General features: G+C 73.2%; 14 protein-coding genes. All 14 read left to right on the forward strand.

Annotated elements, in window-relative coordinates; translation table 11 throughout:
* Positions 1–101: 101 nt before the first annotated feature.
* Positions 102–1013, forward strand: a complete 912-nt coding sequence (locus OG310_RS02790; RefSeq protein ID WP_329454267.1) for an ABC transporter ATP-binding protein — start codon at positions 102–104, stop codon at positions 1011–1013.
* 1 nt (position 1014) lies between these two features.
* Entirely contained in the window at positions 1015–1845 is an 831-nt protein-coding gene (locus OG310_RS02795; protein WP_329454268.1) for an ABC transporter permease, read from the forward strand.
* 26 nt (positions 1846–1871) lie between these two features.
* Positions 1872–2870, forward strand: coding sequence for an ABC transporter substrate-binding protein (locus OG310_RS02800; RefSeq protein ID WP_329454269.1), 999 nt, complete (start codon positions 1872–1874; stop codon positions 2868–2870).
* A 774-nt stretch (positions 2871–3644) separates the two neighbouring features.
* On the forward strand, positions 3645–3767 hold the full coding sequence (locus OG310_RS02805) for a hypothetical protein (RefSeq protein WP_329454270.1): 123 nt from the start codon (positions 3645–3647) through the stop codon (positions 3765–3767).
* Entirely contained in the window at positions 3764–4918 is a 1155-nt protein-coding gene (locus OG310_RS02810) for an NAD(P)/FAD-dependent oxidoreductase (RefSeq protein WP_329454271.1), read from the forward strand. Before OG310_RS02805 ends, OG310_RS02810 begins: the two co-directional genes overlap by 4 nt.
* A 444-nt stretch (positions 4919–5362) precedes the next feature.
* On the forward strand, positions 5363–6556 hold the full coding sequence (locus tag OG310_RS02815; RefSeq protein WP_329454272.1) for a LacI family DNA-binding transcriptional regulator: 1194 nt from the start codon (positions 5363–5365) through the stop codon (positions 6554–6556).
* A complete protein-coding gene (locus OG310_RS02820) occupies positions 6553–7506 on the forward strand; it encodes a carbohydrate ABC transporter permease (RefSeq protein ID WP_443078533.1) in 954 nt (317 codons plus the stop codon). Before OG310_RS02815 ends, OG310_RS02820 begins: the two co-directional genes overlap by 4 nt.
* Positions 7507–7619: 113 nt before the next feature.
* Positions 7620–8417 carry a carbohydrate ABC transporter permease gene (locus OG310_RS02825; protein ID WP_329459999.1) on the forward strand — a complete coding sequence of 266 codons (798 nt, stop codon included), beginning with the start codon at positions 7620–7622 and terminating at the stop codon, positions 8415–8417.
* Entirely contained in the window at positions 8417–9733 is a 1317-nt protein-coding gene (locus tag OG310_RS02830) for an ABC transporter substrate-binding protein (RefSeq protein WP_329454273.1), read from the forward strand. Before OG310_RS02825 ends, OG310_RS02830 begins: the two co-directional genes overlap by 1 nt.
* A gap of 100 nt (positions 9734–9833) precedes the next feature.
* Positions 9834–10997 (forward strand): ADP-ribosylglycohydrolase family protein, encoded by a 1164-nt coding sequence (locus OG310_RS02835; RefSeq protein ID WP_329454274.1) that lies wholly within the window; start codon positions 9834–9836, stop codon positions 10995–10997.
* Positions 10994–12424 carry an ADP-ribosylglycohydrolase family protein gene (locus OG310_RS02840; protein WP_443078534.1) on the forward strand — a complete coding sequence of 477 codons (1431 nt, stop codon included), beginning with the start codon at positions 10994–10996 and terminating at the stop codon, positions 12422–12424. Before OG310_RS02835 ends, OG310_RS02840 begins: the two co-directional genes overlap by 4 nt.
* Entirely contained in the window at positions 12421–13569 is a 1149-nt protein-coding gene (locus tag OG310_RS02845) for an ADP-ribosylglycohydrolase family protein (protein ID WP_329454275.1), read from the forward strand. Before OG310_RS02840 ends, OG310_RS02845 begins: the two co-directional genes overlap by 4 nt.
* 1 nt (position 13570) lies before the next feature.
* Positions 13571–15004, forward strand: coding sequence for an ADP-ribosylglycohydrolase family protein (locus OG310_RS02850; RefSeq protein WP_329454276.1), 1434 nt, complete (start codon positions 13571–13573; stop codon positions 15002–15004).
* Positions 15001–15951 carry a ribokinase gene (gene rbsK / locus OG310_RS02855; protein WP_329454277.1) on the forward strand — a complete coding sequence of 317 codons (951 nt, stop codon included), beginning with the start codon at positions 15001–15003 and terminating at the stop codon, positions 15949–15951. Before OG310_RS02850 ends, rbsK begins: the two co-directional genes overlap by 4 nt.
* Positions 15952–15956 lie beyond the last annotated feature (5 nt).

The raw sequence follows: 15956 nt of genomic DNA on the forward strand, positions 1-15956 counted from the left end.
GCTGGCTCTCGTGGTGGACCGATGATGGGGCTAACCGTCTGACCTTTTCAAGGGTGCGGATCCATTGCATGGTCTGATGTTCAGACCTAGACTCCACGGCCATGTCTCCCAGCACCCATCGCTCCCCGCAGGACTCGACGCCGCGGTCCGGTCCTGCGCACGAGCCGTCAACGCACGGCGCGGCAAAGGGACTTCGCACCACCCACCTGGAGGCGAACGGCGTCAGCATCGACTACCGCAAGCCCGGATCGACCGAGGGGCCGGAGGCCGGCGGCGTGGTCGAGCAGGTCGACCTGACCCTGCACAAAGGCGACTTCGTCTGCATCGTCGGCCCGTCCGGCTGCGGCAAGACGACCTTCCTCAACGCCGTCGCCGGGTTTCTCCCCATCACCGGCGGCTCGTTGACGGTGGACGGCCGCGACATCCCCGGCCCCGGCCCCGACCGGGCCATGGTGTTCCAGCACGCGAGCCTGCTGCCGTGGCGCAGTGTGCTGGACAATGTGACCTACGGCCTCGAACTCGGCAGGGGTCTCAAGCGCGCCCAGGCACGCGAGCGGGCCCGCGAACTCCTGGATCTGGTGGGCCTGTCAGGGGCGGCGGACCAGCACCCGGGCCAGCTGTCCGGCGGGATGCAGCAGCGGGTCAATCTGGCCCGTGCCCTTGCCGTGGAACCCGAAATCCTGTTGCTGGACGAGCCGTTCGCCTCCATCGACGCGCAGACGCGCGAGGTGATGCAGGGAGAACTCCTGCGCATCTGCGTCGAGTGGAACGTCACCGCGCTCTTCGTCACCCACGACATCACCGAGGCCGCGTTCCTCGCCGACCGGGTCTGCGTCTTCAGCCCGCGCCCGGGGTCCATCGTCAAGGAGATCGAGATCCCGCTGCCCAGGCCGCGGGACCAGCGCATCCGCAAACTCCCCCAGTTCCAGGCGCTGGTGGAGGAGATCTCCGACACCCTGCACGGTGCGGCGGCCGGCCAGGCGGCCCCCGCCGCGAACGGAGGTACCGCCTGACATGGCCGTCACCACACGCGTCGAGCCCCGACAACCCGCTCCGGGGACGACACGGCGCGCCTCCGGCAGGCGGCGCCCCCCTCCCCAGTACACCTACGGCACCGCGGCGGTCGTGGCGGCCCTCGCCCTGTGGGAGGTCCTGGCACTGCTGCGCGTGCGGCCGGCGATCGTCCTGCCCGGGCCCGGCGACGTCATCACCGCCTTCGGGAACCTCTTCAGCACGAGCGCCATCTGGACGGACCTGCTGACCAGCGGGCGGGAACTGCTGCTCGGCCTGGTGTTCGCGACCCTGGTGGGTCTGCCCGTCGGCATGCTGATCGGGTGGTACCGGCGGCTCTCCTGGATCCTCAGCCCGTTCGTCAGCTTCCTCTACGCCACACCGCGCATCGCGCTCACCCCCCTGCTGATCATCTGGCTCGGCATCGGTGACTCCTCGAAGATCATGATCGTCTTCCTGATGGCGGTGTTCCCGATCCTGATCAACGCGGCAAGCGGGGTGCGGAACCTGGATCCGGCGGTGCTGCGCGTCGCGCGGTGCTTCGGCGGCACGGACCTGCAGATCTTCCGCACGATCGCCCTGCCCGGCACGGTGCCGTTCGTCATCAGCGGCCTGCGGCTCGCCGTCGGCCAAGCGCTGATCGGTGTGTTCGTCGCCGAACTGAGCGGTGCCCAGGCGGGCGTCGGCATGCTGATGAACAACGCAGGACAGCAGTTCCAGACGTCCGTCGTCTTCGCGGGGCTGTTCATCTTCGCCCTCACCGGCGTGACTCTCAACGCCCTTCTCCAGCGCGTGGAACGGCACTTCGACTCCTGGCGCAACACCTCCGACTGACACCGGCCGACCCCGAAAGAGGCACCATGCCCAACAGCAGGAAGTACGGCTCGACGCTCGGCCTCACGGCGGCGGCGGGGGCGCTGGCCCTCGCGGCGGCGGCCTGCGCACCGGGCACGAGCGCGGGGAGCGCGGCCGGTACGGGCGGCGGCACGACGAAGATGACCGTCAGCTACAGCCAACTCGTGGCCGACCAGCTGCCGCTGTGGATCGCGGCCGACTCCGGGCTGTTCACGAAGCAGGGACTCGATGTCACGCTCACCAGCCTCAGCGGCTCCGACGGCTTCCCCGCCCTCATCTCGGGACAGACCCAGATGGCATCGATCGGCGCGTCCGAGATGGTCTCCGGCGCCGCGTCAGGGGCGAAGGTGAGCTATCTCGCGACGCTGACACCGGTCTTCCCGTACCAGTTCTACGCGAAGGTGAAGACGGCGTCGGAGCTGAAGGGCAAGCGGGTCGGCATCACCACGAGCAGCGGATCGGTGTATGTGGCGACACTGGCCGCGCTCAAGCAGTTGGGGCTGACACCGAACGACGTACGTCTGGTGTCGCTCGGTTCCGTCACGAACGTCAACAACGCGCTCATCGCGGGCAGTGTGGACGCGGCCCTGTCCCACCCGCCGGCGTCCGCTCCGATCGAGGCGGCGGGCTACCACAGCCTGCTCGACCTGGCCAAGCAGAAGATCCCCACGTCCAACGTCGGCCTCGCGACCACGACGGCCTACGCGGCGGGCCACAAGGGGCAGATCAAGAAGTTCATGACGGCCCTGAGTCAGGCCATCGCCCGGGAGAAGTCGGACGAGACGTACGCCGAGAGCGAGCTGTCGAAGCACCTGAAGATCAACGATCCGACGGCACTCAAGCAGACCTGGGAGTACTTCGCGAAGGAGGTGCTGCCGTCCCGGCCCACGCCCACCGTCGCCCAACTCCAGACGTCCAAGGACGCGTTGGCCAAGACACCCGGCGTCTCGAAGCTCGACCTGTCGAAGATCGTGGACACCACGTATTTCCCACCCGCCCCCTGACCGCCCGGCGGGCGCCGGCCCCCTCCCGCGGGCACCCCCGCCCGGGCATCGCACTTCTCGCGCGGCACCCGCTTCTCCGGCGCCGCCTCGGTCCCGACGGCCACCCTCGCCTGCCTCCGCCACCCTCGCCGGTCACCACGTACGGATCCGACCGTCCTCCTCATCCACCACCACCTGCCGGGGCCGCACCACCCGCCCCCGGCCGCTCCGCTCCGGGGCCGGCGCCTCCCCCCGCGCCGGCCCCGGGCCCGATCGCCAACGGCCGCGCGACGAAGGATGGTTCCACCCGGGGCGCTTGTCGGCTTCGCTGGGGCGTTTCGGCCGCTTGATGCCTGTCCGGGGCGGCCGATCCCGTGATCGGGCGCGTGACTGCGGTGGGGGCATCGGACCGGCGACGGCGTGCGCGGGAGCCGTCGATCACAGGGGAAGCGAGAGCAGGCGGACCTCACCAGTAGGCCAGGGCGCACCGTCACGCAGTGGCGTCCTAAGGGGTGCGCAGCGCGCATGATCGCGGGTCGTCCGGGTTGCTCGACATGACGTCCTGCTCACGTGCGGGCGACCCCGCCGACGCCCACCACCTGTGTGTCCACTCCTGCGATCGACAGAGGCAGCCGTAGCAGACCAGCGTGGGCGACGGGACAGCGACGAACTCAGGCACGAAGATCACGAACCACGACCGGAGCGCCATGCGGTGTGGCGGAGCCCCCCGTCCCGTGGTAATCCGGTTCGGTCAGTGATCACCGAGCCAACCGCCCCCACAGAGAGGGACGTTACGTGACCGATTCCATCGTCGAAAAGGAGCGGCGTGCCGCGTCCAGCCGGCGCGCACCGCTCGCGCTCCATGCCACGGGCCCCGTCGCCGCGCACGCCCCCGGCGTCCGGGCGGTCGCGTCGTGAGCCTGCGTGACATCGTCGTCGTGGGCGCGTCCGCCGCCGGGAACACCGCGGCCCTCACCCTCCGCCGGGAGGGGTTCGACGGCCGCATCACCGTAGTGGGCGCCGAGGACCGGATGCCCTACGACCGGCCCCCGCTGTCGAAGCAGGTACTGGACGGACGGTGGGCGCCGGAGCGCGTCGTGCTGCCCGCCGCGCCGGACGTGACGTGGCGTCTCGGCGTGCCCGCCGGGGCCCTGGATATCGCCGGGCGGGCGCTCACCCTCACTGACGGCGCCCGCCTGCCGTACGACGGGCTGGTTCTCGCCACCGGCGTGGCGCCTCGACCGCTGCCGTACGGGCACGATCTGGCGGGCGTGCATCTGCTGCGGACCGCCGATGACGCGCTGGCGCTGCGCGAGGGCCTGCTCTCGGCGGCGTCCGTGGTGGTGGTCGGCGCCGGGTTCCTCGGAGCCGAGACGGCGGCGGTGGCGCGGACGCTGGGACTGGACGTGACCCTGGTCGACCCGCTGCCCGCCCCCATGGTGCGCCAGTTCGGGCCGCGCGTCGGTGCTCTGCTCGCCGACCTGCACCGGGCACACGGGGTCGCGGTCCGGATGGGCACCGGCGTCACCGCGCTGCACGGCACCGACGGACGGGTCACCGGGGTGGGGCTGACGGACGGCCCTGCCGTGGCCGCCGACGTGGTCCTCGTGGCGATCGGCTCCGTGCCCGCGACGGACTGGCTCACGGACAGCGGTCTGTCACTGACGAACGGAGTGGACTGCGACGATCTCTGCCGGGCCGCCCCCGGCGTGGTCGCGGCCGGCGACGTGGCGAGTTGGCCGCACCCGGAGCTGGGGGGCCGGCGGTTGCGGGTCGAGCACCGGATGAACGCCACCGAGCAGGCCGTCGCCGCCGCGCGGACGCTCCTGGGAAAGGGCACGCCGTACGCGCCGGTGCCGTACTTCTGGACCGATCAGTACGACGTGAAGCTGCAGGCGTACGGCAGCTGGACGCAGGACGCTGCTCTCGCCGTCGTCGAAGGCTCCCCGCAGGAGGGCAGGTTCGCGGCGGTGTACCACGAGAAGGGGATCGTCACGGGCGTCCTCGGGTGGAACATGCCGCGCGCCACCCGGCAGTTGCGCGCGTCGCTGGGGACTCCCGCGCCCTGACACCCTCGCCGGGCGAATCCCCGCCACCCCTCGGCCGGAGTACGGACGGGCCGCCGGGCCCCAGTCCGGCGCGGCGGCTCCGCCGGGCCCCGGTCCGGCGCTGCCCGGCGCGCGGGACGCAGGCCTCCAGGGTGGCCGCCCGGCCTCGTCCTGCCCGTGGTGACGCCGCCCCGCCGCTGAGGCGGCCTCAGCCACCGGGCAGGGGCGCCGGACCTCCGGGGCGCCGCACCCCACCTGCGCCGGAACACCCCTTCTCTGCATGGCCGGCGCGCGGCGTCAAGTACGCACCCAACTGTGGGACACAGTTCACATTCCATTGACGGACAGTGAAACGCGAACGCAACATGTGGGAAACCACTCCTCCTGCGGGCGGCGGCCGATGCCGCAACTGTAAACGTTTTCAGTCCGCATGGAGGCGACCTGTTGATCTGCGAAGGGGCGATCATGACGAGTTCGGGCGGGCCACCGACCGTGGAGACCATCGCCGCGGCAGCGGGGGTCTCGATCGCCTCCGTATCCCGCGTTCTCAATGGTCACGGGGCTCGCCCCGACACCGTACGACGGGTCGAGCAGGCCGCCGCGGAACTCGGCTACGTGCCCAACAAGGTGGCCAGGTCGCTCAAGGGGGGCCGGACCCGGCAACTCACCTTCGCCATGCCGGACATCGGCAACCCGGCCTACGTCTCGATGGTGCGCCAGATACAGGCGGTGACCAAACCGCTGGGATACCGGCTGCTGCTGCACTCCACGGATGCCGTCGCGAAGGACGAACTGGACGTGGTGCGCAGCCTCGCCGACCGCACCAGCGACGGGCTGATCATCTGCCCGATCCGGGTCACCGAGGAGCATCTGGCCGCGCTGACCACGGCGTCGGGACCCGTCGTCGTGATCGGTTCACTGCCGCAGGGGGCACGCGTCGACAGCGTGCGGGCGGACTCGGTGTCCGGAGCGGTGCTGGCGGTGCGCCATCTGGTGGCTCTCGGCCGGCGCAGGATCGCCTTCGTCAACGGCCCCGCCGACACCGTGCCCGGCGCCAACCGCGCCGCCGGTTACCGCACCGCGCTCGCGGCGGCGGGACTCGCGGTGAACGAGGCGCTCACCGTCACGACCGACTTCTCCGTGGAGGCGGGCGCCGCGGCGGCACACCGCCTGCTCGACGCCGGCCTCGGCATCGACAGCGTCTTCTGCGCCAACGACCAGCTGGCGCTGGGCGCGGCGCACGCCGCGCAGGACCGGGGCCTGCGCATCCCCGAGGACCTCGCGGTCGTCGGGATGGACGACAGCGAGCTGGCCCGCGCCGGCCACCCCGCGCTGACGAGCGTCGACCTCGGCTCCGGCGAACGCGGGCGGCTCGCCGCCCAGATGCTGGTCGCCCGGCTGGAGGGCGGCGCGCCCGCGACCGGTTCGGGGGACGCTGCGGGGGTCGGGCGGGTGACCGTCGCACCCCGGCTGGTGGTCCGCGCCTCCACCGGGGGGGCCGGGGCGGCCTCGGCGGACGCCGGGACCCGCGGCGACCGCGCGGCCCGCTGCGTACCCGCCGGGCCCGGGCACTCGGGAGCCCGCACGGGGGCGCCCCCCACGGCGGCACGGGAGCGGACACCGGACGCGTCCACCGCCTGCGCGGGGAGCACCATATGAGCGCGCAGCTCGCCACGCGCCCCACGGACGGCACCGGTCCGCCGAGGCCCCGCACCCCCGCCGCCCGGCGCAGGATGCTCGGCCTGGAGCGGGACGCCTGGTTCCTGCTGCTGCCCGCGCTGATCCCCGTCCTCGTACTGAGCGTCGGCCCGCTGCTGTACGGTCTCGGGCTGGCGTTCACCGACGCGCAGTCCGGGGTGACGCGCTCCACGTCCTTCACCGGCCTGCGCAACCTCGCGGACCTCCGGCTCGACTCGCTGTTCTGGCAGTCCTTCAAGATCGGCATCATCTGGGCGGTCTGCGTGACGGCCCTGCAGTTCCTGCTGTCCATGGGGCTCGCCTCCCTGCTCAACCAGAACCTGCGCTTCCGCTGGCTGACCCGCACGCTCGTCCTGGTGCCCTGGGCGATGCCGGAGGTCGTCGTCGGCATCATGTGGCGGCTGGTCTACAACCCGGACTCCGGCATCCTCAACAGCACCCTGCGCGACCTGCACCTGACGTCGGGGAACATCGACTGGCTCTCCAGCCTCACCCTGGCACTGCCCGCGGTGATCGTGGTGGGTGTGTGGGCCAAGATGCCGCAGACCACGGTGGTGCTGCTGGCGGGTCTCCAGAACGTACCGGCGGAACTGCACGAGGCGGCCGCGCTCGACGGAGCGGGGTTCTGGCGCCGCTTCACGGCGGTGACCTGGCCCGCGATGAAACCGGTCGTCCTGTCCATCACGGCGCTCGACTTCATCTGGAACTTCAACTCGTTCGGTCTGGTCTACGTGCTCACCAACGGCGGGCCCGGCGGCAAGACCCGGCTGCCCACCCTCTTCGCCTATCAAGAGGCCTTTCAGTACGGGCAGTTCGGCTACGCCGCCGCGATGGGCCTGGTGATGGTCGCGGTGATCGCCGTCCTGCTGACCGTGTTCCTGCGCAACCGTCTCAAGGAGGCAGACCAGTGAGCAGCACCGCAGCCCCCTTGCGGGACACGCCCGCGAAGGCGCCCGGGAAGACCCGGCCCGTCCGCTCCTCGCGCCGCCGCGGCCGCCGTGCCGCCGGCCGCGCGGGACAGTACCTGGCGCTCCTGTGCTACGTCGTGTTCCTGGCTTTCCCCCTGCTGTGGCTGCTCTCGACGGCGTTCAAGTCGCCGCAGGAGCTGGGGTCCGTCGACCCGACCTGGCTGCCGCACCACCCGACCCTCGGCAACTTCCGCACCGCGATCGACGAGCAGCCGCTGCTGCGCTCGGCGCTCAACAGCCTGCTCGTCTCCGTGGTCACGGCCGTGGTGTCAGTGGCGGTCGCGGTGCCCGCCGCGTACGTGATGGTGCGCTTCCGCTCGGCCGTCAGCAGGCTCGGCACGGGCTGGGTGCTGGTCAGCCAGATGTTCCCGTTCGTGCTGGTCATCATCCCGCTGTTCCTGGTGCTGAAGAACCTGCACCTCGTGGACTCGCTGCCCGGCCTCGTCATCGTGTACGTGGTGTGGAACCTGCCGTTCGCGCTGTGGATGCTCCAGGGGTACGTGAAGGCGGTGCCGGTCTCGCTGGAGGAAGCGGCCTCGATCGACGGCTGCGGGCGGCTGCGCACCCTGCGCAGTGTGGTCCTGCCCCTGCTGATGCCGGGACTCGTGGCCACGCTGATGTTCTCCTTCGTCACCGCGTGGAACGAGTTCTTCTTCGCCCTGGTCCTGCTCAAATCTCCCGAGAAGCAGACGATGTCCGTGATCCTCACCCACTTCCTGGGCGCGGAGGGCGCGGCCGACCTCGGTCCGCTGGCCGCCGCGTCCGTGCTCGCCACCGTACCGAGCCTGCTGTTCTTCGCGTTCCTCCAAAAGCGCCTGGTGAGCGGCGCGATGACCGGGGCGGTGAAGGGCTGATGCGCCGCCGTACGCTGCTGGCGGGCGCGGCCGCGACCGCCGCCGCCGCCTCGTCGTCGCTCCTCGCGGGCTGTGGTGCCGACAGCTCCGGCGTTCCGACGCTGGACTTCCTCTCGCTCGCCTGGCAGAAGGAGTCGCTGGCCGCCAACAAGGCCCTGGTGGCCCAGTGGAACAGGGACCACCCCGAGGTCCGGGTGCGGTACGTCCAGGGCAGTTGGGACAACGTCCACGACCAGCTCCTCACCTCCTTCGAGGGGGGCGCGGCGCCGGACATCATCCACGACGAGGCCATCGACCTCACGGACTTCGGCTACGGCGGCTACCTCGCCGACCTCACCGGCCTGATCCCGGCGGACCTCCGCCGCCGCATCCCCGATTCGGCGTGGGCGACATCGCGGTTCAAGGGAGGCCTGTACGGGGTGCCGTTCCTGCAGGAGCCCTGGGTGCTGATCGCCAACCGGTCCCTGTTGCAGAAAGCCGGAATCGCCCTGCCGACCGTCGAACGACCCTGGAACTGGGGGGAGTTCGAGGAGGCGACGAAGGAACTCACCCGCCGCGGAAGTGGACGGGCCGAGCGGTTCGGCACCGCCTGGGCGATGAACGCGCCGGTCAACGCGACGGTGAACCTGTCCATGGGCAACGGCGGCCGGGTCCTCTACAAGCGAGCGGACGGCACACCGGAGGTGCGTTTCGACGCCGCGGACTCCGCGTTCGCCGAACTCATCCACCGGCAGGTCAACACCGACCGCACCGCCGCGCCGAGCGCGCTCGGCATGGGCGGCGGCGACACCCTGCCGGGCTTCTTCGCGGGACGGTACGCACTGCTCCCGCTGGGTTTCTCCTACCGCCAGCAGGTACAGCAGCAGGCGCCGGACCACTTCGACTGGGTGACACTGCCCCTGCCCACCGGCCGGGGGACGACGGACGGCGGGCGCGCCCAAGGAGTGAGCCCGCAGACCCTGTCGGTGTCGAAGTCGTGCGCGCATCCCCGGGAGGCCGCCGCCTTCATCGCCTTCATGACGCAGAACGCGCACCTCGTCGAACTGGCCCGCGGCGACTGGCTCGTGCCGACCGGGGACGCCGCGCTGCGCGCCCCGTCGATCACCACCGCCAAGGACGGCTGGTCGACCGGAGTCGCCGTGGCGAGCCACCTGACGGCCTCGCCGGTGCTCGGGATGCGGGGCTACCCCGAGTGGAAGGACAAGATAGCCACGCCCGCCCTCCAGCAGTACTACAGCGGCGGCACCGACCTCGACGGGCTGCGCAGCCGGCTCGTCCGCGACGGCAACCGCATCTTCGACCGCTACCGGGACTGACGCGCCGGCGGCCGGGGACGACCCCCCGGCCGCCGGCGCCCCACCCCGAGGTCACCGCCACGAACCACTCAGCACCACCACGCACCAGGAACGGCACGGCATGAGCGCACCCTCCGCCTCCCCCACCCTCTGTGACTCCTCCCCCACCCCTCGCGATCCATCGCCCGCCCCCGCCACATCCGGTTCCTCACCCTTCACCCCGCCCGACCGGGGACCGCGCCTTCCGCCGCCCGCGCCGGGCAGCGCCCGCGACCGGGCCCGCGGCGCTCTGACCGGGCTCGCCGTCGGCGACGCGCTCGGCGCACCGGCGGAGAACATGAAGCCTTCCCAGATCAGGGAACGCTGGGGCCGTATCGAGGACTTCGTCTCGGACGACCCCGCGGGCACCGACGACACCGAGTACGCGATCCTGTCCGGGCTGCTGCTCGCCCGACACGGCTCCGCGCTCACCGTCGGCGATGTGGAGGCCGCCTGGCACGTGTGGATCGCGGACATCAACGAAGGCGCCTTCCGGGGGGCGGGCTTCAGCGAGCGCGGCACCCTGGAGAACCTGCGCAGGGGCCTCGCCGCTCCCATCACCGCCCAGCACCGGCACGCCTGGAGCGACGGCCTCGTGATGCGCGCCGCGCCGTTCGGTGTGTTCGCGGCGGGCCGGCCCGCGGAGGCGGCCCGGCTCGTCGCCATCGACGGCACGGTCAGCCACGAGGGCGAGGGCATCTACGGCGGCCAGGCCGTCGCGGCGGGTGTGGCCGCGGCGATGGGCGGCGGTGACGGCACGGCCGTGATCACCGCGGCCCTCTCGGTGGTGCCGGAGGACTCGTGGACCTCGCGTTCGCTGCGGCGCGCCGTCACCGCGGCGCGCCGGCTGCGGCGCGATCCGTCACTGAGCAGGCTGGACCGGGAACGGGCGCTCAGGAGCACGGTCGTCATCGGCGGCTACCCGTGGACCGACCTGGCGCCCGAGGCCGTCGGCCTGGCGTTCGGCGCGTTCGCCCTCGCGGGCGGCGACTTCGCCGCGTCCGTGCTGGGCGCGGTGAACATGGGGCGGGACGCGGACACGACAGCAGCCGTGGCCGGGGCCCTCGCCGGCGCGCTCGGCGGGTTCGGCGCGATCCCGGAGCGCTGGTCGTCGGCGGTACGCCCGGTGCGCGGCTCCTGCCTGCCCGCCATGGCGGGTCATCACGTACGCGACGTCGCGGACCTCCTTGCGCCCGACGGCGACGGGGACCGGATGCCGGGCCACGGCGGGCGGGCCGCCTCATGAGCGCCGCCGCACCCCGGGCGCAGGGGACCACCGCCACCGCCTCGGTCCCCGGCGCCTTCGGCGAAGGGCCCGAGGCCACGCCGCGCGACCGGGTCGCGGGGATGCTGCTGGGTCTGGCGGCCGGAGACGCGGCCGGCTGGCCCGCGGCACGCCACCGGGCCGCGCGGATGCCCGAGTGGACACGCCGTCTCACCCGCGAACTCGACACGTTCGCCGAACAGAACGAGACGACCACGCTGCCCGTGCCCATCGCGCTCAACCAGCCGCCGGAACCGCTGCGGCTCGGCCCGTCCGACGACGCCGAGTGGGCCGCCCACACCGCCCTGGCCGTGCTCGCCTCGCGCGGCGGGCAACTCGGCGACCAGAGCCGGGACCGGCGAGTCCGCGCCGCCGTCGACCTGGCGTGGATGTCACTCGCCTCGGAGATCTCCTCGGCGGCGGCCCGCGCGCCCGAGGTGGAGTCCGCGATCATCCCGCTGCGCGCCCGGATCTCCGTACGGGCCGGGCTCGGCAATCTCGCGACCGGCCTTCGGCCGCCCGCGACCGGTCACGACAACCCGCACTTCTTCGACGACGCGGCCTGCGTGCGTGCCTGTGTACTCGCCGTCGTCCATCCGGGCGACCCGGCGGCGGCAGCGGACCTCGCGGAGTTCGACGCCCGGTACACCCAGGACGGCGACGGCGTGCACGGCGCCCGGGCGATGGCCGCCGCGGTCGCGCTGGCGCTCGCCGGGGCGGACCCCGAGACGTGTGTCGAGGGCGCGCTCGCCGAACTCCCGGCCGGTTCGGAGATCGCCCGCAACGCCGCGCACGCCGTGTCGCTGGCCCGTGCGGGCGACCGGGGCGCGCCGGGCCGGGCGTTCGGCCTGATCCCGCTGCTCGAACACCAGATCATCGACCACGTGTACAGCTACGGCATCGCCGCGGCCGAGACGGTGCCGGCCGCGCTCGCCCTGCTGATCGCCTCGGACGGGGCGGTCGTGGAGGCCGTGCCCGCCGCCGCGTGCATGTCACGGGTGGCGGACTCGGCACCCGCGCTGGCCGGTGCCCTCGCGGGCGCCGTCGGCGGTGCGGGCGCACTGCCCGCGGCCTGGCGCGACACCTGCCGCATCCTCGCGGGGTGTGCGCTGCCGCGCCTGGCCGGGTACGACCTCGTCGACCTGGCGGACCAGCTCACCGCGGCGGCGCCGACGGCCGTCCCGTACACGCCGGGGTCACGGTTCGCGGACGCGTCCCCAGGCGTCGCCGTCGCCGCCGGGCGTAGCGGTTCGCCGGGCCGCACCGAGCCGGAGGGTCCCTTCCCTCACACGGGCCCCACCGCGCTCGCCGGCCCGGCCGGCCCTCTCCAACCCACCTCTCCCACGGGCCGCGTGGACCACACCGCGCGCCCCCCGCACACCGCCACGGAAGGACCCCACGCCCCATGAAACCGACTCTTGAGGACCGCGTGACCGGATGCCTGATCGGCGCCGCGGTCGGCGACGCGCTCGGCGGCCCGGTCGAGGGCTGGACACCGGAGCAGATCAAGGAACGCCACGGCGGTCGCGTCCAGGGCATCGTCGGCCCCTTCTACGGCGACGACTGGCGTACGGCGCGGCCGATCGCGCCGTACCACAAGGGTGACGGGCACGTCACCGACGACACCCTGATGACGCAGGCGCTGGTGCGCGTGTACACGACGGTCCGCGACCATCTCGACGCGTACAGCGTCGCGGACCACCTGGTGCCCGACCTCATCACCAACCCCCGCTGGATCCCCGAGCTGGAAGCCGAGGCCCTGCCGCTCCAGCGGATCTTCCTGGCCGAGAAGTGGATCGTCGCGCGCCTGCACTACGGGCATGTCGACCCGCGCGAGGCCGGGGTCGGCAACATCGTCAACTGCGGCGCGGCGATGTACATGGCCCCGGTCGGCGTGGTCAACGCGGGCCATCCGGACGCCGCGTACGCCGAGGCGCTGGAGGTCGCCGCGCCGCACCAGTCGTCCTACGGACGCGAGGCGGCCGGGGTGTTCGCCGCCGCGGTGGCCGCCGCGTTCACGCCGGGCGCCACCCCGTCGAGCGTGGTCGGCGCGGCGCTGCGGCTGGCGAAGGACGGCACCCGCGACGCGATCGAGGCGGTCTGCGAGCGGGCGGGCGCGTACGACGACTGGGAGGAGGCGCTCGTCCCGCTGCGCGAGGCGGTCGCTCCCTACGACACGGTCGGGCCCCGCTACCGCGAGCCGTCGCTGGGCGCGCGCCGCCCCTCGCGGCTGCACAGCATCGAGGAGCTGCCGCTCGCGCTCGGGATGCTGCTGGTCGGCGGTGGAGCGTACCGGCCGACGGTGCTCGGCTCGGTCAACTACGGCCGGGACTGCGACTCGATCGCCACGATGAGCGGCGCGATCGTGGGCGCGCTCGGCGGCGGCGGGGCGGTGCCCGCCGAGTGGGCCGACGAGGTGATCCGGGCCAGCCGGCTCGACCTGCACGGCCCGGCGGCCGAGCTCGCCGCGGTCACCCGCGAGGTGTTCGCGAAGGACACGGAGCGGCGCCGCACCCACGAGGAAGCGTTCGCCGAGCTGGCCGGGGTGGCGTGACGTGCTGCGTCTGACCTGGGTACAACCCGAGGACCTGGTCGGCCACGAGCTGCGGCAGGCGGCCGAGGACGGCCGCGACGCCGCGAGCGTGCACAAGCGGTGGCTCGCGGCCGGCGGGGCGCTCGCACCGGAGCGGGCCGGCGCCTCACCGGGGCCCGGCGATCCCGCCCTGCGGACCCTCGCCCTCGATCTGCTCGACGAACTCGCCGCACTGGACTGCCCGTCGGCCGCCGCCGAGCCCACGGACCTGGCCGCGATCCGCGCCCTGCGGAGCGCGCCGGAGCCGTACGCACCCCTCGCGGGACCGCCGGCCGCCCGGCTGGAAGCGGCGTGGCTCGGCAGGGCGGCCGGCTGTCTGCTGGGAAAGCCCGTGGAGAAACTGCCGCTCGACGGGATCCGCGCGATCGCCGCCTCCACCGGCAACTGGCCGCTGGACACGTGGTTCACCGAGGTCGGGCTCGACCCCGCGATCGCGGAGCGGTACCCGTTCAACCGCCGCAGCCGGCCCACCTCGCTCGCCGAGAACATCGACGGTATGCCGGAGGACGACGACCTCAACTACCCGCTGCTGGGACTGCTGGCGCTGGAACGCCACGGGCACGGCTTCCGCACGTCGGACATCGCGGAGCTGTGGCTCGCGGAACTGCCCGCCGGGCGGACCTTCACCGCTGAGCGGGTCGCGTACCGCAATCTGCTGGAGGGCGTCGAGCCGCCGGAGACCGCGTCGCGCCGCAACCCCTTCCGGGAGTGGATCGGGGCGCTCATCCGCGCCGACGTCTTCGGCTGGACCCGCCCCGGCGACCCGGTGGCGGCGGCCGACGCGGCCTGGCGGGACGCCGTGCTCACGCACACCGCGAACGGCGTCTACGGCGCCATGTTCGCGGCGGCCGTCGTGGCGTACGCGGCGGGCGGCGGCGCGGACGTGCACGCCTGCCTGGCCGCGGGGCTGGCCGTCGTCCCGCCGGGCTCGCGGCTCGCCGCGGCCGTACGGTTCGGGATCGACGCCGCCCGCGCCGAACCGTCCGGCACCCTCGAAGGGTTCGCCGCCGTCGTGGACGACCTGCACGCGGCCTACGGCCACTACCACTGGGTGCACGTCCTGCCCAACGTGGCGCTGCTGGCCGCGGCGCTGACCCACGCCGACGGCGACTTCACGGGCTCGGTGTGCCGGGTCGTGTCCGGCGGCTGGGACACCGACTCGAACGGTGCGACCGCCGGGTCGGTGGCCGGGCTGCTGGCGGGTTCCCCCGCCGAACTGCCCCGGCGCTGGACCGGCCCGCTGAAGAACCGGCTGGCCACAACGGTCGGCGGACTCGACGGCATCGGCTTCGACACGCTGGCGCAACGCACCGCCGCTCTGGCCGACGTTCCGGCCGGGGCTCCCGAAGGCGCGGACCCCGGCACACGACGACGGTCCCAGGAGGCCACCTCATGACGGTCACCACCGGCGCGCCCGGACCGGACGACACATCCGGCGCGCCCCGGGCGAGGATCGCGGTCCTCGGCAGCACGAACATGGACCTCGTCGCGTACGCGCGGGTCGCGCCGGGCCTCGGCGAGACCGTCACCGGCGAGTCGTTCCGTACGGTCGCGGGCGGCAAGGGGGCCAACCAGGCGGTCGCCGCGGCCCTCGCGGGCGGCGACGTCACGATGATCGGCGCGGTCGGCGACGACGACTTCGGTCCCCGGCTCCGTGGCGTCCTGGACGACGCGGGCGTGTCCACGGCGGCCCTGCGCACGGTGGACGGCGCGAGCGGAACGGCACACATCGTGGTGGACGGCGAGGGGCACAACGCGATCGTCGTGGTACCGGGCGCCAACGGCACCGTCACCGCCCTGACCGCACAGGACGAACGGGTGGTGGCGGCGGCCGACGCGCTGCTGCTCCAGCTCGAACTGCCGCTGGACGGAGTGCTCGCCGGGTTGGTGACCGCGCGGGCACACGGCGTCCGAACGGTCCTGACCCCCGCACCCGCCCAGCCACTCGCGGACGAACTGCTGTCCCTGGTGGACCTGTTGGTGCCGAACGAGCACGAAGCGGCAGCGCTCACCGGCCACCGGGAACCCCTTCGGGCGGCCCGCGCGCTGCTGGAGCGGGTACCCGAGGTGGTGGTGACGCTGGGCGCCGAGGGCTGCCTGTACGCGCGCCGGGACGCAGAACCGCTCGTGGTGCCCGCGCGCCGGACCACGGCCGTGGACACGACGGCCGCGGGCGACACCTTCGTCGGCACGCTCGCGGTCGCGCTGGGCGAGGGCCGGCCCGCCCCCGACGCGCTCGCCTGGGCGACGGCCGCGTCCGCGCTGTCCGTACAGCGGCACGGGGCGTCCTCGTCCATGCCGCGGCGCGCGGACATCGACCGCCTCGCCGCGAGTGCGCCGTGAGCGCC

Origin of the sequence: Streptomyces sp. NBC_01497 (assembly GCF_036250695.1) — a bacterium.
Lineage (GTDB): Bacteria > Actinomycetota > Actinomycetes > Streptomycetales > Streptomycetaceae > Streptomyces.

What these genes read in the sequence shown, in the direction of transcription:
- OG310_RS02845 (WP_329454275.1), top strand. Translation starts at nt 12,421, where the DNA reads ATGAAACCGACTCTTGAGGACCGCGTGACCGGATGCCTGATCGGCGCC.
- rbsK (WP_329454277.1), top strand. Translation starts at nt 15,001, where the DNA reads ATGACGGTCACCACCGGCGCGCCCGGACCGGACGACACATCCGGCGCG.
- OG310_RS02795 (WP_329454268.1), top strand. Translation starts at nt 1,015, where the DNA reads ATGGCCGTCACCACACGCGTCGAGCCCCGACAACCCGCTCCGGGGACG.
- OG310_RS02790 (WP_329454267.1), top strand. Translation starts at nt 102, where the DNA reads ATGTCTCCCAGCACCCATCGCTCCCCGCAGGACTCGACGCCGCGGTCC.
- OG310_RS02800 (WP_329454269.1), top strand. Translation starts at nt 1,872, where the DNA reads ATGCCCAACAGCAGGAAGTACGGCTCGACGCTCGGCCTCACGGCGGCG.
- OG310_RS02840 (WP_443078534.1), top strand. Translation starts at nt 10,994, where the DNA reads ATGAGCGCCGCCGCACCCCGGGCGCAGGGGACCACCGCCACCGCCTCG.
- OG310_RS02830 (WP_329454273.1), top strand. Translation starts at nt 8,417, where the DNA reads ATGCGCCGCCGTACGCTGCTGGCGGGCGCGGCCGCGACCGCCGCCGCC.
- OG310_RS02820 (WP_443078533.1), top strand. Translation starts at nt 6,553, where the DNA reads ATGAGCGCGCAGCTCGCCACGCGCCCCACGGACGGCACCGGTCCGCCG.
- OG310_RS02815 (WP_329454272.1), top strand. Translation starts at nt 5,363, where the DNA reads ATGACGAGTTCGGGCGGGCCACCGACCGTGGAGACCATCGCCGCGGCA.
- OG310_RS02835 (WP_329454274.1), top strand. Translation starts at nt 9,834, where the DNA reads ATGAGCGCACCCTCCGCCTCCCCCACCCTCTGTGACTCCTCCCCCACC.